The organism is Paenibacillus sp. JT31N17 (genome assembly GCF_056269255.1).
This window is the reverse complement of the sequence record NZ_JBWDNP010000001.1, coordinates 829,412-844,392: the sequence shown is the minus strand read 5'-3', so window position 1 is coordinate 844,392 and position 14,981 is coordinate 829,412. Positions and strand designations below refer to the sequence as shown.

The window sequence follows — 14,981 nt, the reverse complement described above, 5'->3', positions numbered from 1 at the left end:
ATCTACCATAAACTGTGCTCCGAGAACCGCCGGGCGATCCAGTTAACCAGAATAAGAAGAATGAATGTAATGACCGAGTTGAAAACGCCGATTGCCGTGGAATAGCTGTAATTGGCATTCATTAATCCTACTTTGTAGACGTAGGTTGCGATCACTTCCGAGCCTGGAAGATTAAGCGAGTTTTGCAGCAGATATGTCTTCTCGAAACCGACATTCAGCACATCCCCCGTACTGAGAATCAGGAGGACGATGATCGCCGGCATGATCCCCGGAATATCCACATGAAGCATTTTTTTGAAACGCGACGCCCCATCCACTCTCGCCGCCTCATACAGATCGGGATTGATGCCCGATAGTGCCGCCAGGTAGATAATGGAGGCATAGCCCATATGCTGCCACATATCCGTGAGGGCATAGACATATTTGAAATCCTGGGCCAGCCCCAAATAATTGACCGCCTTCATGCCAAGCAGCTTGAACAGCTTGCCAATCTCTCCCGTTGGCGCAAGGAAGAGCAGAATCATGCCGGACATGACGACCGTTGAGATAAAATGGGGGGCATATGTGACCATTTGAACGGTTTTCTTGAAAAAACCGGTCCGGATTTCATTCAGAAATAAGGCCAGGATAATCGGTGCCGGAAAATTGAACAGCAAGGTGACCAGGCTGATCTGCATGGTGTTCCTCAGAATCGGCCAGAAATTGGGGGAACCAAAGAACTGCTGAAAGTGCTGCAGCCCTACCCAATCGCTCCCCCACATCCCCTTGGCGATATTGTAGTTTTTGAAAGCGATTTGTACGCCCAGCATGGGAATATATTTGAAGATGATAATATAAGCCAGCGGCAAAAGCACAAGCAGATATAGCTGCCAGTACCTCGCAAGCCTTTTCTGGATCAGATTGGTCTTCCCGGTGCCGGGATTAACGGCGGTGATGCCGGCATGGTCCGCATTTGCTGCCATCGCTGCTCCTCCCCTCGAAGAATTTCTTGTGCGGCCTGCCTAGCGAAGCGCCTCTTGCATATATCTTCCATTCTGGACAGCGGCCCTGTCCGGATCTGCTTCCGCCTGTCCGGATTCTTCTTCAACCATAATCCAGCCGTCATACCCGATCTCTCTCAGGAAAGACGTGATTCCGGGATGGTCAATAACGCCCTCTCCCATGGCCCGCCACTGCCTGCCCCGGGAAATATCCTTGAAATGCACATGGCGGATCAGAGAAGCATGTGCGCGGAATACGTCCAATACCTCCATTCCGCCATTGGCAATATGACCGGAATCCGGACAATATCCCACATAGCGGGTATCCAGGCCGGCAAACATGACCGCATAATCCGCTTCCGTGATAAAGACCGAGCTAGGCGGAGAATTGGGATGGAACGCGCAGATAATTCCTCTGCCGCTGGCCCGTTTGGCCACAGCGTTGATGCACTGGAGCGCATTATGGCGCCGTTCGTCGAGGTTGGAGCGGTCAGTGCCGGGAAGCTGAACGAGAATGAGTTTGGCCTGCGGAAAATGGTCCAAATAATCAAGCAGCCTCTCCGTCTCCGCTGCTTCCTCCTCCGTCTCTTCGGGGTGAAGCCAGGGAAGCGCCAGCGTGAGAGCCGCGAGCTTAAGCCCTCTGTTCCCCAATGCCTCTTGAAGCAGCCCCGGGTCCTCATAGAACGAACCGAGCATACAGACCTCCGCTTCGACTCCGCTGAAGCCGGATTTCTGGATGGTATCCAAAATCTCGGCGAATGAATTCTTGTATCTGTCATACGACATCTGCCAGGTATAGGTCTGGCATCCGAATTGAACCGGCATCTTATCCCGCCTCCCTGATACGTTCCCGGATGAAGGCTATTGCCTGCCTTCCCCACTCTTCCACTTCCGCATTAAAGCAAAAGTCCACGCACCACCATTCCATAGTCTCAATGGCAGGCTTCAGTTCAGCGAGGATTTCGGGGAAGTAAATCAGGCCTGCGCCGAAGGCGGCATGCGTACTGGTCTCATCGTCATGCAGAGTGCCGTCCGAGTCGATCAGGTGAAAATGTCCGATATGGCCTTTCAATAACCGGGCATATTCGGCTATCCCGCCGGGAAGAAGCTCCTTCGCTCCAGCGTGCCTGGCTCCAACTGTGCCGCTCATATAAGCATGACTCGTGTCAAACAGGACCTTGAAGGCCGGGTGATCCACCATCTCCACCAGCCGCCTGACTTCGCTTGGCTTGTTCAACCAGAAGCCGGGCTCGAATTCCCAGACGATCCGCATGCCCGCTTCCTCTGCTAGTGCCCCCGAATCACGCCATGTCCCGGCAAGCCGCTGAAACCGCTCCTCATATTCCCGCTCGTCAAGAGTACCGGGAGGGCTGACCGTATCGACCCGGATGGTCGAAATCCCCAAATCTCCGGAGAAATCAATATAGCTCTTCAAACGCTCAAGGTATGACTCTCTCGAGACAAGCGCCGGGGAAACCTTGGTAAAATCGGGCGCATAGCCGGAGATACCCAATCCGCAAGCTTCGATTTCATCGAGCAGTTCAAGCCGGCTCCCGCGGGTGGGGTGACTCTCAGGTGTCGGATGGGGAGCGAAGCCGTTGATTTCCACGCCGTCGAAGCCGGCTTCTCGGGCATACTGCAGAATTCTGCTGAACGGCCAGGGCGACGACGCGAACGGTCCGAACGCGAATGCCCATGAGCCGATTGATAGTTTGGGATGCAAGAGCTTAACCTCCTTTGCCGTTATACTTTGTGCTTGAGAAGAAATGCCAGCGTGGTCCGGTTGAATTCGTCCAGCTTCTCCCAGTGGTGGGTGTGGCCGGCGCCTGCGAATACGGCGAGCTCGGCGCCGGGAATGCCCGATGCAATCGCTGCGGAATAATGAAGCGGTGTGAACAGGTCGATATCACCCGAAGTGACCAGCACGGGAGCCTCAATCGCATGCAGGCGGTCCCGGGTGTCGTGGGCGATACAAGCGTCGCATTGGGCCTGAAACGAGTGAAGCGGCATGGGATTGGGATCGGTCAAGCCCGCCTTCTCTCTTTGCAGCAGATCGTAAAGCCTGTTATTATGCCACTCAGGCGTAAAGATCCAAAGCTGCAGCAGACGATTGAAAGCGACCGGATCGCAAGCGGCCCGAAGCGAGCGGAAGGCTTCGAAGATCCGTCGGGTGTAGACGTCGCAACGGTCCCAGGATGCGATAAGCGTAAGCGAGCGAATTCTGCCAGGCTCGAGCAGAGCCAGCTCCTGGGCAATTCCGCTGCCCATCGAAATGCCGGATACATGCGCTTTCCCGATCTGCAGCGCCTTCATCAGACCGGCGGTATCCTCCGCCATCATCCGGGTACTGTATGGACCTTCCGGATTGCCGGACCGGCCTGCCCCGCGGTTATCCACGAGGATGCAGCGGAAATGGCGTTCGTAAGCCTTCACATGATCCTCCCAGACCGATCCGTCCGCACCCAGGCCCATAAGCAGAATCAGCGGCTCGCCGCTTCCCCGCTCCTCGTAATGCATATCGATGCCATTCGTTCTCACGCTGGGCATAACCGTTCACCTCGCTTTCAATTGATTGCGGATAAAGTCAATTCCGAGTCTTGCCGCGTCATCGTTATGCTCGGAGAAGGAGCGCCACAGATGCAGTCTGGAGATCAATCCGGGCACGGTCATCCCGAATGCTTCAATCGTCAGCCAGCCATCGTATCCAATCTGTTCAAGCGCCTGGAAGACCTCCGGTCTGATGGCGTGACCGCTCCCGGGTACACCGCGGTTGTTCTCCGATATATGGACATGTTTGATCGACGGCCCCGTGTTTCGCCAGGCTTCGGCTACGTCATTCTCTTCGATATTGCCGTGATGGGTATCCGCCAGCAAGCCTACATTCGGAAGACCCACCTCACGGACGAACCGGGCTCCCTCCGCCATTGTATTGACCAGATACATTTCAAAACGGTTAAGCGGCTCCAGGGCGAGCGTAATCCCAAGGGAATCGGCATACTCGCCGGCTTCCCGCAGCGTCTCCACTGCGAAGCCCCATTCGTCCTTCTCCGGAGTGCGTCCGGTAAAGCGTCCGAGCCCTTGAAACAGAGGGCCGCACATCAAATCCGCACCGGCGGCTTTCGTATGATCGATGCTTCGCTTCAAGGCATCCACAGCAGCCTGCCTGAGTGGCGCAGCCCGGCTTGCCGGATCGGCCTCTGCCGCATCCAGAGCGGAGATCGTGGTCCGCTTCAAGTCCAGCTCATCCAGCGCTGCACCCAATGCGATGGCGGTCTCATCAGTCAATCCGTCGACCGGGATTTCGACGCCGTCGAAGCCCCATTCCTTGATTTGGCGAAATAATGCGGCATGCCGGACCGCATCGGGTGAATCTGTCCACAGCAGCAAATTGACGCCGATTTTCATCGAATCACTCCCAGGGCTTCAGGATGATTTTGCCGTTAAGCTGGGAAGCCGACACTTCGAAGGCTTCCTGGATATTGCTCATCGGAATGACATGGGTAATGAATGTATCCAGCAGCGGCGAGTTTTGAATCACCTGCATGATTTTCGGGAAATGATTGATGTTGTAGTGCCAGGAGCCCGTTAGGGAAATGCCCTTGCGAATCAGGTCGGGACTGATCCGGATCGGTGTCTCCGCCCCGCATTCCCCGACAAAGCAGACCTGGCCCATTCTCTTGACGGCGTCGATCTGCAGGCGGTGCGCCGCGACAACGCCGGAGCATTCAATTCCACAATCAGGCCCTCTGCCGCCGGTTAACGCTTTAATCTTCTGCACAGCTTCAGGATCGCGCGGATCGATAATGTGATCGACGCCCAGTTCTCTGGCCAGATTGATCCGGTATTCCTGCATTTCAACGGCAATGGCGGTCGCCCCGCGGTACTTGGCGTTCAGGACAGAACCCAAGCCTACCGGACCAAGCCCCGTTATCAATACCGTTGTGAACGCATCCACACCCATGCGCTCGAACGCGCCGTGAGACGGGCCCAGCCCGCAGCAGGCGAGACTTGCCTTTTCGTAAGAAACGCCGTCCGGGATTTTGGGCAGCAGCGCGGAAGGCTTGGCGATATACTGGCTCATGGTTGCCGCATGGACATCCAGATTATGCTCGCAATGAATGTAATCCCCCTGCACGCAAAGCCCGCATTCTCCGCATGGATACTGCGGCATGACGACGACACGGTCGCCCGGCTTCACCGTACTCCCCGGAGCTGCCTGAACGACCTCGCCCGCAGCTTCGTGGCCAAGACAATCGCTCTCATGCCCATGCACGAAGCTCTTGTACTCGGCGCACATCGGCGCGGCGTGAATTTTGACCAGCGCCCACCCCTCACGGAGCTCAGGCATTTCCTTATCCACCAGTACCGCTTGCCTTTCACTTATGATTGCCGCTTGTTTCATCTTTGCTCACTCCCCCTCATGTCGGTTAGGTTCATCGCGTGTTATCGTTTGGCCGAAGAGCTCCCGCTTCTCCCCGTACTTGAATGTGAGTCCGAGCTTCTTTGCTTTGCCGAAAATATAGTCCAATGCAGCAGGGAGCTCATCTTCGCTTAAATGCTCGATCATGAGCGGCGGCTCCTGCGGCAGCCTGCTCAGCTGCGTTAAATATTCATCATAATCCAATGTCCCGTTTCCCAAATACGTTTCCGTGATCTGAGTTGTGGCATGATGGACCAGGTTGGTGTCTTTGGCATGGCAGCTGACGATGTAAGGGCCAAGCTTTTCGAAGCATCCGCGGATAAAATCTCCATTGTAATAAACTCTTCTCGGGTCGGAGGTCATATTAACCGGATCCAGATGAACGGCAAATGCGTCGCGGTTAATTTCTTTCATCATCCGCAAGTACAAATCCGGATTATCCGGCAGCACGTAGGACTCCGTCTCCAGAACCAGCTTGGTCCGGCGGGGCTGCACTTCATCGATGATGCGCTGGATCACCCGAATGTTATGCTCAATGTTCGCCTCCGCGAAATTGTCCTTGTGGCTCATTACGCATCCCATATTGTTGTAGCTGCCCCCGTGCATGACACAGCAAACCGTTTCCATTTCCTCCGCCTCACGGAGGCGGGTCATGATTTCGGCAATGTTCTTCTCCTGTCTGGCAATATCGGGATCGGAAATATTGATGCAATACGCACCTAACTCCGCCAGCACGATATCCGCCTCTCTAAACGCCTGTTTGTACTCTTCCCGTTCGTTACCGTCTGCAATGTAGCTGCAGTATGCGGCGGAATAGCCCAGCCGCTGGTGAATCTTCACAAGCCTGGCCGGATCTCTTTCTTCATGCTTGAAGATTGGACCGCCTAATCGCATTCGCTCATCCCCAGTCCTATATATCGTTGTAACCGCTTGCAGATTGAGTATAGTGGGAAGCTCCGCATAAAAACAATTATCAATTTTCTGTTTCGAATCTATTAGTCAAAACCTTGCCGCGCAAGGCTTTCCCCTGGCAAACAAACCGATTTCCGCCGCTTAACAATTTGGCAAAAATATCCCTGGAGCTCGAGCAGGGTCCGGCAGCAGCAGATCATTTTCGGAAATGGAGGCAGCCCGGTTTCTTTGTAACGGTCAGCGTATTATGTCTGTCGAGGTCTGAAACCAAGTGCAAGTGGAAATGTTGTATATAGGGTATGAGGTATCTGCGTCTGCATTTTTGGTATCCGCAGCCTCTAAGAAGATTGTCAAGGAGTGAGCGGGAATTGCCGGCAAGCATTGAAGTTATTTTAAGAACCATCCTCACCGTTGTTATCGTCATCGTGATAGCCCGGGTCGTGGGGAAACAGGCCATTTCCCAGATGGGCTCTTATGATTTTGCCTTTGTCATTATATTGGGATCGATTGCGGGCAACCTGGCCTTCAACCTCAAAATAGGCACATGGTATTTTGTTGTTTCCTTGATCACATTTGGCGCAGCGTCCTTTCTGCTGTCATTATGGATCATCAAATCAAGAACTGTAAGAAAATGGATATCCGGACAACCGACCGTTGTCATTGAGCGAGGTAAGATTCTCGAACAAAATCTGAAAAAAATCTATTATTCATTGGACACGTTGAGCCAGGAATTAAGACTGAAGGATATCTTCAATATCGAGGAGGTGGAGTACGCGGTCCTTGAATTGAACGGGGAGCTGTCCGTCCTGAAGAAGCCGGAATTCCGCCAGGTTGTCCAAAAGGATTTATCCCTTGCTCCACAGCCGACTGCAAACTTCCCCATTGAATTGATTATGGATGGGGAACTGATCGGGCAGAACCTGAAGGAGAATGACTTAAAGGCATGGCTGGATCAGGAGCTGAAGAAGCGTAAGCTGAAAATCCCCGATATTTTCTATGCCGTGAAGAGCTCTAGCGGAAATTTCTATTGGGATGTCTATCGGGACGGTATTAAGAATCCTGTTGATACAGAGTAGCCTATGCATCCGGCTGCGGTTCCTGCAAGACTTGGCCCGAACAAGCCCATTTTCGAAAATATTGTCACGAATCGCTTCCAGGGTAATATCTTATATAGTCAAATGACTATTTTTTGGAGGTTATCTTAATGGATCGTGGATTTTTTCCTGGTGGTGGTTTTGGTGGAGGCTTTGGCCGTCGTCCTTTCTTTCGTCCGTTTCCTCATCCCTTTTTCCCTGGACGTTCCCTGTTTCCGTTCTTCTTCCTGTCTCCGTTCATCTTTCCTTTCTTCAGGGACGGTAACCCGGATGACATGTTGTTCGCGCAGCACCAGGCTCAGCCTGGAGACACATTAGCCGCTGTCGGCCACAAATACAACATGCCTCATTCCATTATGGAGGAAGCCAACCCGCATATTACCAATCCTAACCAATTGCAGGCCGGCGAAATGGTGAATATCCCCCGCATCTCCCATATGGTTTGTCAGAAGACCTACAATGAGATGCCGACTCCCATGAATCAAGGCTAGTATTCGGATCCGCTGAAAATGTCAAACAAGACCTTGCCGCCAAGTCTTGTTTGACATGATTCAGGGATCAAATGCTCCGAGCACCGGTTCTAGCAATGCTCGCGGGGAACGAAACCGGTATAGACGGATTTGCCGTCCTTGGCTATCAGCGGACCGTTATTAAACACATGGCCTGTTTTCGGATTCTTCGCGCCGTCAACCGAGTATTGGACGACATAGGCTTTACGGGTTGCGCTGCTGAGATTGGGCCTGCTGCGGTGGAACAATAGGGAATGGAACACCACCATGCTGCCCTTCTTCAATTCGACCGGTTCGCCTTCAATATCGCCATAGTAGCAAATCCAGCCGAGATCTGTTTTGATATGGGGCACAAAGCCTTTCTTATGCGTACCCGGCTGTATCCAGATGCAGCCGTTCTCAATCGTCGCGTCATCGAGCGCAAGCCAGCAGGTTACATAATGAACGGGATCGGTCGGGACGTACCCGTTGTCCTGATGCCAGGGAAAATCTTTGTCGGCTTCCGGCCTTTTGTAGACGGATTGATCCCAGTACAGCTTCGTGTCAGGCCCGAGAATCGTTGTTGTAATATCGACGAACCGTTGATCGGCTGTGAAGCGCTGCAGCTCAGGGCGGAGAAAATTGATATTTCCATTAAAGTTGATCTTGCCTGCCACATTGATAAAGTCCTGCCCCTTCTCGAGCAGCGCCTTCTCCGATTCCGCATCGAGCTCATCGATAATGCCGCGGATCTCATCCATTTCATTACCGGAGAATAATTGGTCGAAAATGATAAAGCCTTTCTCCTCGTACTGCTTCATCTGCTCTTCCGTAATGCTGACGGTCCTGCCTGGATCGACTGATGCCATTGCGCGCTCGCTCCCTTGTCATGGATAGAATTTGTTTCATGTCCTCATTATCCCCCCCTGCCTCTTTGTTCTCAATGAAGCGGTTCCGCCTCTTCTTGTATTTTTTCCTCCTTTTACATGCCTCCCCCGCCCGTAGTCCCGTATGGATTCTCCGCCTGCAAACTGCGGACGGATTCACGGTACTCGCCGGGCTGTACCCCATATGCGCGCTTGAACTGTCTGGACAAATATGATGCGTCTGTCATTCCGCATTGCGATGCGATGGATTCAAGCGTGGCTTCGGTCCGTTCCAGCAGCTGCCTGGACCGTTTCAATCTCATGTCGCGGAGCATCTGCATCGGCGTCAAGCCATACTGCTGCCCGAAAGCCTTATCCAGATAATTGGGACTGAGACGTACCACCGCGGCCAGCTCCTCGCGCCCGAGCTTCTCATGCAGCCGGTGCGTCATCAGCCCGATGAGCCGGCCGAACCGGTCCCTCACGGAATCGTAAGCCTCGGGACGCTCCGGACAGCCGGCCCGCTCCCAGCCGGCCAGAATCAACTCTGTCAGCTGCAGCATGCAGGAAGACAGCTTCAGCTCCCAGAACGCCTGATCCTTCTTGTCCCAGATCTGCTGAATCCGGTGGAACAGCGCTTCGAACCGCCCGGGATCGGACAGGGTGATGACCGGCGCAATCCGGGACAACTGCAGCAGATCCAAATGATGCGAACAGAAAACAGCGGCCTGCATCCACAAATGAGTCCCTTTTGTCTCCGCCTTCTCCGAAAACGGCAGATCGGGCGGATGGAGCATCACATCTCCCGCGCGTGCCGGATACGATTCGGCTCCTGTTCCCGTGATGACGCCGCCTTCCTTGATATAACTGATGATCCAATTGGGAAATTGGCGGTCAATCAAATCCAGACTCGAATAAGAGGCGGTATTGACGGAATAAAGCTTCACAGACCAGGGTCCCTGCAGCCATTCCATCTGCTTCATGGACATTGCAAATCAGCTCCATTCTACACCGCCTGCTGAAAGAGGCGGGTACTCCCGTCCATAAATGGTTTTTATTCGTTCAATGAATGATAAATATGTTCAGTATACCTGGTAATGGCTTCATCATAATCCGGATACTTATATCCGAGACTTTCCCCCACGGCTTTTGAGTATTTTCTGAACAACCCGTAACAAGTGAATAAAGACTTCCACATGTTTTGGCAGCCGTTCCCGGAATAAGTGGACAGCAAAGCTTCCCAATCTTCTTTGGGAAGATAACGGTCAATAAATTTATAGTTTTTCCCCACGCTGAAGGAGTAACCTTGCTCCGAACCGATTTGCCAGGACATCATTCTTAACAAATTAGGCCGGGCAATCCCGTTTAAGTGGTCAATGGCAAAAAGGATTTCTTTTCGCGCCAAACCTTTTACAACGTAAGTCGAAACCATCCAGAATTCATTACAGCAATCATCAAATTCTCTTGCGGTGGGCTTCTTGATCCAATATTGACGGTCACTTACGGGCGGCGCTCCCATTTGGACGACACCATCCTTATCAAGCAGAACCTCTGCTAAACCGTCGCCATTGGTAAAATAACCCTCGGCTTCGTTTATTGGAATCAGGGTCAGATCTAATTTGTTGCCGTCTTCAAAAAGAATGATATACGAAAACCAATTGCCTAATTCTGCGGGAAAAAGCTCCATATCCTCGGGTTTTTGCATCATGGCGCGATTTCCGAATATATTCAGCCATTGATCATCTTCTTTGAAAGCTTCCATATCCGTCACAAAATATGAAATATCATAATCCTGGAAGGTATCGAGTGGAATGTTTTTGTTCGTACGCGATCCTTCCAGCGTCACCAGTCGGATTCTGTTATCATTCGCAGCATAATCAACAAGCATATTCATCATTTCTTGTTCACTTCTCATTGCATTCACCCTCCATCGATGACCGAACTTCAATAAAGGCCGTCCTCGTGCTTCCCGATAAATTCATCCTTCGTCAGTCCGAACAAAATGACATCCAGGTATTGGCCGTTTGAATAGATGGCCTGCCTCCGTATGCCTTCCTGCGAGCAGCCCAGCTTCGTCATCATTTTGATTGAAGCTTCGTTTCCCTGAAGCACATAATCGTTGAATTTATTCAGCCTCCGTTCGAGAAAGGCATACCGCAGAAGAATGATCAACGCCCTCGTGCCGTAGCCTTTGCCGCGGTGATCCCGGTCAATCTGGATGCCGATACTGAATGTCCCGTTTCGCTCGTCGATGCTGTTCAGGTTGATGCCGCCAACATTTTCATTGTTCAAGGTTTCAATCGTAAACATGATGCGTTGATTGTCCGGGGAGAAATCGGCGTTGGAATCCGCGAATTTCCTAGCCTCGGCAATCGTCGGCGGCAGCTCGACGGCACACTCAATCAGACGCCTGGCCCTGGTATCAAACCGGTTGATATAATGCCCTTCCCAGTCTTCAGGCTCTATGCCGCGCAATCTGATTTCCTCATCCTGCCAAAAATAACCTTCATATTGTATTTCCCGCATGGCTTCCTCCGATCATGGATCGTAAATGTAATTTTGTGATTTATACAAAATTCAATATTGAATTTGCAAACCCTGCTTCCCTTTTATGGATAGGTGGATGGATTAAGGGCAATAAAAGAGGATAGGAAAGTAAAATATCAACAAATAAAGGAGCTTGTTTACATCATGTCTATGGGTCCTGCACCGTCCCGTTCAAAGGATAAAACATATGCGGCACGTTCTGCCCGTAATTTATGGTCAGGTGTTTTATTCGGTTTTGGCATTGTCGCTTTTATGGATGAGACTGTATTTCATCAACTCCTCCACTGGCATCATTTTTACGATAAATCGACGACGGGGGCCGGTCTGGTTTCAGACGGTTTCTTTCATGCATTCAGCTGGTTCGCAACGATTGCCTCTTTGTTTATGCTGGCCGATCTCAGGCGGCATCAAGCCTTGCGGGCCAAACGCTGGTGGGGCGGCGTGTTCCTGGGTGCGGGGATTTTCCAACTCTATGATGGACTGATTCAGCACAAACTTATGAAACTGCATCAAATCCGGTATAACGTTGACATTGCTCCTTACGATTTGACATGGAACATCATTGCCGCGCTGTTGATAGTAACCGGCATTCTGCTTATTGTCCGAACAAGAAACACCTCCCATGCTCCGGAGGGATGATGCTAATATGTACAATATGATCAAACATCATGAGCAAAGCGGAGATTTTTCGTATAAACCGATGCTCTTCGCCTTGATTTTTTTCGCCATTACGATCCTGTATATCGGAGCTGTTGTTGTTTCCAATCGCCATTATCGCAAATGGCCGAGGTACCGTACTTATTGCTGGTGTGCGGGTGTATGGTGTGCAGCATTGGCTATTACCGGACCTTTGGCTGATCGCGGGCATACGGATTTTACGGCACATATGTCGGGTCATCTGCTGCTGGGCATGCTGGCTCCCCTGCTTATGGTACTGGCCGCTCCCGCTGCATTGGTATTGCGTTCTATAAAAATATCGTCAGCCCGGCGGTTCTCCCGTATAATGAAAAGCCGGTTTATGCATTTTTTTATGCATCCTTTTACTGCTTCCCTCCTCGACATTGGAGGACTATGGGTGCTTTATACAACCGGCTTGTACGAGGCCATGCATAAAAATATGCTTATTAATATAGCCGTACATTTCCATGTTTTTCTGGCCGGTTATCTGTTTACCGCGTCGATTATTTATATGAATCCCGTTTCGCATCGTTTCAGCTTTAAATACCGGGCAGCCGTGCTGATTATGGCGTTTGCCGGACATAGTATACTATCGAAAATCATATATGCTTCCCCTCAGGAGGGAGTGCCGATTGAGCAGGTCAAAACGGGCGCGCAATTCATGTATTTCGGCGGCGACGCCATCGAATTGCTGATGATCACGATTTTTTGCTATCAGTGGTATAAAGGAGCCGTTCTCCGAAATCAATGAAATGGCTGCCCTGTCCGCCCGCAGCAATGGCTGCCGGCAAGAAATCTCCGGCAGCCATCAGAAGGCTCTGTTAAGCTTGTGTTCTCGCATGGAATCATAGCCTGGAATGGACAATACGGCTGGAGCTTCCCTTTACTCGTCCATTTTCACAACCGATTTGATAAAGCCTTCCGGCTTCGTTCTTATCGCTTCGAAGGCTTGATCGACCTCGTCCAACCCGTAAACATGGGTAACCAAATCCCTCATGTTCAGCTTGCCGCCAGCAATAAGCTTGAGTCCCGCTTCCATCTGCCTGATCAGGACGTGGTCCCTGCGTTCATGCGCATTAATAACGCTAATTGCCTTCCAATTCCATAATTCCATATTCACATTGCGCATTCCGCCATGCCCCTGATGATAGCCAACAACGGAGAGCACCCCATGTACGGCTGTCATGTCTCCCGCCAGCTGCAGACCGCCCTGCGATCCCGTAGCTTCAACTACTACCTGAACGCCCTTGATGCCTTGCCCCATATGGCCCCACTCTGTCACTTTATGTTCCGCTTTTACATGCTGCGGCATATAGATCTCGTCGGCACCGAAGCGTTTGGCATGCTCCAAACTTTCCTCGCGCATATCCACGGCCATAATACGGCCTGCGCCCTTCAAACGCATGAGCTGCAGGAAACCAAGCCCCATATAGCCGGCACCGACCAGAGCAGCGTCGTCTCCCAGCGCTACCGGGGTACGATCGGCTCCGCTCATCAGACAGGCAAGGGGCTCTCCCAGCGCTTCAAGATCATCCAGCACCTCTGGCACCTTGACAATCTTCCTGTAGTCTGCCTTCGCATATTGGGCAAAAGCGTTCTGAATCAGTCCGGTTACGCGGTCGCCCGCCTTGAAGCCCTGAACCAGAATGCCCGTCTTCTCAACGATGCCCACCGGTTCATGGCCAAAGACGGTCCGGTGTCCCGAAGACTTGATCCGGCCAGATTCGTCCATCCACGGATGGAGCTCGGAAGCGCATACGCCGCAGTACCTGATGCGGATCAGCACCTCTTCGTCGCCTATGGCAGGAACAGCTACATCCATAACCTCGCTTTTCTGCGGCCCCAACATCACACTGGCTTTCATCGTCATCGAATGACCTCATTTCCGCATATGCTTCGTTGACTACTTATTGACTGTTTTTCATCAATGCATCACAAATCATTTTAAAGATCGTTAAATCCTCCTTGTAATCCTCCGGTGTCGTCTTAACCGCCTTGCCTTCAGTCACAACCTTGTAAAATTCCTCAAGCTCCACCGTATACGGGTCCTTGAAGGTTGGACGGTGGACGGACTCCTGAAACTCCTCCCCTATGGTCTCGGTAATCTCCAGAGTAGTGGGAAGATGTCGGATATACGGCGTATCGTATTGAACTTTGATCTGCTTCGATTGTCCGAAGACCTCGATATGGGCGTCAAATCTCCTTTGATGATCCACGCCCGTCTCGAACGTGGCATGGTAGCCTTCGTATTCAAATGTGGCGGTTATATAATATCCGTCATTCCAATGGGAGGCGGAGATCACACGCCTGGGCATGCCGAGCAGCTCGCGCATCGCCGAGAGATCATGGCTGTTCAGGCCGCATAATAACCGGTACGAATTTTTAACCTTCTGCGGCGCGTCCGGGAGCACCTCGTCGACCATCCGTTTTGCGCGCGCGCTGCGGTCTTCCATGGCCTCGCCCGGTATATCCTGAAATCGCTGCACAACGCTGGACTGCTCAATAATGAGACGGTTCTGCCCGATAATATCGCGGACCTTTGCATACTGGATCGTACCCAGCGTCGGGATCTCCTCCAGCGCCTTGGTGAAAGCGGGGGCATAGCGGCGCATATAGCCGACCATCACCTGAACGCCTGCTTCATCTCTCGCCTGTATGAGCGCATCCGCATCCGATGGGGTCAGCGTCATCGGCTTTTCGATCAGAACATGCTTATGGTTTCTGACAGCGGCAATGGCGCATTCCGCGTGGTATTCATCGCTGTTCAGGACGAATACGGCGTCCAGATCCTCCTGCCGCACAAGCTCGGCGGCATCCAGATACAGATTGGCCACGCCGTAATGGTCGCCTGCCCATGCCAGCAGCGATGGCGAGATATCGCATAATGCCGATATTTCGTAGCGGTCGCATAATGATTTCAGGATAGGAAGATGAATGATTTGGGCGACCTCTCCGAGTCCGATCAATCCGACTTTGACTTTTTTCATTGCGGCATC

Annotated in this window: 17 protein-coding genes; 4 read left to right on the top strand and 13 right to left on the bottom strand. The window is 52.0% G+C overall.

Annotated elements, in window-relative coordinates:
• Window positions 1-2: 2 nt before the first annotated feature.
• Genes AC0YOB_RS03635 through AC0YOB_RS03605 form a run of 7 tightly spaced genes read right to left on the bottom strand, consistent with a single transcriptional unit; the run spans window position 3 to window position 6,294 of the window.
• On the bottom strand, window positions 3-962 hold the full coding sequence (locus tag AC0YOB_RS03635) for an ABC transporter permease (protein WP_475791594.1): 960 nt from the start codon (window positions 960-962) through the stop codon (window positions 3-5).
• A gap of 39 nt (window positions 963-1,001) precedes the next feature.
• Window positions 1,002-1,805: a sugar phosphate isomerase/epimerase family protein gene (locus AC0YOB_RS03630; RefSeq protein WP_475791593.1), complete on the bottom strand. Its 804-nt coding sequence runs from the start codon at window positions 1,803-1,805 to the stop codon at window positions 1,002-1,004.
• 1 nt (window position 1,806) lies between these two features.
• Complete coding sequence (locus AC0YOB_RS03625) at window positions 1,807-2,703, bottom strand: sugar phosphate isomerase/epimerase family protein (RefSeq protein WP_475791592.1); 897 nt, start codon at window positions 2,701-2,703, stop codon at window positions 1,807-1,809.
• A 20-nt stretch (window positions 2,704-2,723) separates the two neighbouring features.
• The gene (locus AC0YOB_RS03620; protein ID WP_475791591.1) at window positions 2,724-3,527 is read right to left on the bottom strand and encodes an alpha/beta fold hydrolase; all 804 of its coding nucleotides are present in this window, start codon (window positions 3,525-3,527) and stop codon (window positions 2,724-2,726) included.
• Between the two features lie 6 nt (window positions 3,528-3,533).
• Entirely contained in the window at window positions 3,534-4,385 is an 852-nt protein-coding gene (locus AC0YOB_RS03615; protein WP_475791590.1) for a sugar phosphate isomerase/epimerase family protein, read from the bottom strand.
• 4 nt (window positions 4,386-4,389) lie between these two features.
• Complete coding sequence (locus AC0YOB_RS03610; protein WP_475791589.1) at window positions 4,390-5,382, bottom strand: zinc-dependent alcohol dehydrogenase; 993 nt, start codon at window positions 5,380-5,382, stop codon at window positions 4,390-4,392.
• A 6-nt stretch (window positions 5,383-5,388) separates the two neighbouring features.
• Window positions 5,389-6,294, bottom strand: coding sequence for a sugar phosphate isomerase/epimerase family protein (locus AC0YOB_RS03605; RefSeq protein ID WP_475791588.1), 906 nt, complete (start codon window positions 6,292-6,294; stop codon window positions 5,389-5,391).
• A gap of 386 nt (window positions 6,295-6,680) precedes the next feature.
• Between AC0YOB_RS03605 and AC0YOB_RS03600 the strand changes: the two genes are divergently transcribed.
• Complete coding sequence (locus AC0YOB_RS03600; RefSeq protein ID WP_475791587.1) at window positions 6,681-7,388, top strand: DUF421 domain-containing protein; 708 nt, start codon at window positions 6,681-6,683, stop codon at window positions 7,386-7,388.
• A gap of 128 nt (window positions 7,389-7,516) precedes the next feature.
• On the top strand, window positions 7,517-7,897 hold the full coding sequence (locus AC0YOB_RS03595) for a LysM peptidoglycan-binding domain-containing protein (protein WP_475791586.1): 381 nt from the start codon (window positions 7,517-7,519) through the stop codon (window positions 7,895-7,897).
• A gap of 89 nt (window positions 7,898-7,986) precedes the next feature.
• Here AC0YOB_RS03595 and AC0YOB_RS03590 read toward each other — a convergent pair whose 3' ends face one another.
• The 4 genes from AC0YOB_RS03590 to AC0YOB_RS03575 all read right to left on the bottom strand — a co-directional run bounded on the left by AC0YOB_RS03590 (window position 7,987) and on the right by AC0YOB_RS03575 (window position 11,286).
• Entirely contained in the window at window positions 7,987-8,763 is a 777-nt protein-coding gene (locus AC0YOB_RS03590) for a phytanoyl-CoA dioxygenase family protein (RefSeq protein ID WP_475791585.1), read from the bottom strand.
• A gap of 113 nt (window positions 8,764-8,876) precedes the next feature.
• The gene (locus AC0YOB_RS03585) at window positions 8,877-9,749 is read right to left on the bottom strand and encodes a helix-turn-helix domain-containing protein (protein ID WP_475791584.1); all 873 of its coding nucleotides are present in this window, start codon (window positions 9,747-9,749) and stop codon (window positions 8,877-8,879) included.
• A 65-nt stretch (window positions 9,750-9,814) separates the two neighbouring features.
• The gene (gene ant(6), locus AC0YOB_RS03580) at window positions 9,815-10,675 is read right to left on the bottom strand and encodes an aminoglycoside 6-adenylyltransferase (RefSeq protein WP_475791583.1); all 861 of its coding nucleotides are present in this window, start codon (window positions 10,673-10,675) and stop codon (window positions 9,815-9,817) included.
• Between the two features lie 29 nt (window positions 10,676-10,704).
• A complete protein-coding gene (locus AC0YOB_RS03575; protein ID WP_475791582.1) occupies window positions 10,705-11,286 on the bottom strand; it encodes a GNAT family N-acetyltransferase in 582 nt (193 codons plus the stop codon).
• A 171-nt stretch (window positions 11,287-11,457) separates the two neighbouring features.
• On the opposite strand from AC0YOB_RS03575, the gene AC0YOB_RS03570 reads away from it, so the two are divergent.
• Complete coding sequence (locus AC0YOB_RS03570) at window positions 11,458-11,946, top strand: DUF2243 domain-containing protein (RefSeq protein ID WP_475792295.1); 489 nt, start codon at window positions 11,458-11,460, stop codon at window positions 11,944-11,946.
• Window positions 11,947-11,953: 7 nt separating this feature from the next.
• Window positions 11,954-12,736: a cytochrome c oxidase assembly protein gene (locus AC0YOB_RS03565; RefSeq protein ID WP_475791581.1), complete on the top strand. Its 783-nt coding sequence runs from the start codon at window positions 11,954-11,956 to the stop codon at window positions 12,734-12,736.
• A gap of 132 nt (window positions 12,737-12,868) precedes the next feature.
• Here the strand turns inward: AC0YOB_RS03565 and AC0YOB_RS03560 are convergent, their stop codons facing one another.
• Together AC0YOB_RS03560 and AC0YOB_RS03555 are read right to left on the bottom strand one after the other, a co-directional pair.
• A complete protein-coding gene (locus tag AC0YOB_RS03560) occupies window positions 12,869-13,855 on the bottom strand; it encodes a zinc-binding dehydrogenase (protein ID WP_475791580.1) in 987 nt (328 codons plus the stop codon).
• Between the two features lie 37 nt (window positions 13,856-13,892).
• The gene (locus AC0YOB_RS03555) at window positions 13,893-14,972 is read right to left on the bottom strand and encodes a Gfo/Idh/MocA family protein (protein ID WP_475791579.1); all 1,080 of its coding nucleotides are present in this window, start codon (window positions 14,970-14,972) and stop codon (window positions 13,893-13,895) included.
• Between the last annotated feature and the right edge of the window lie 9 nt (window positions 14,973-14,981).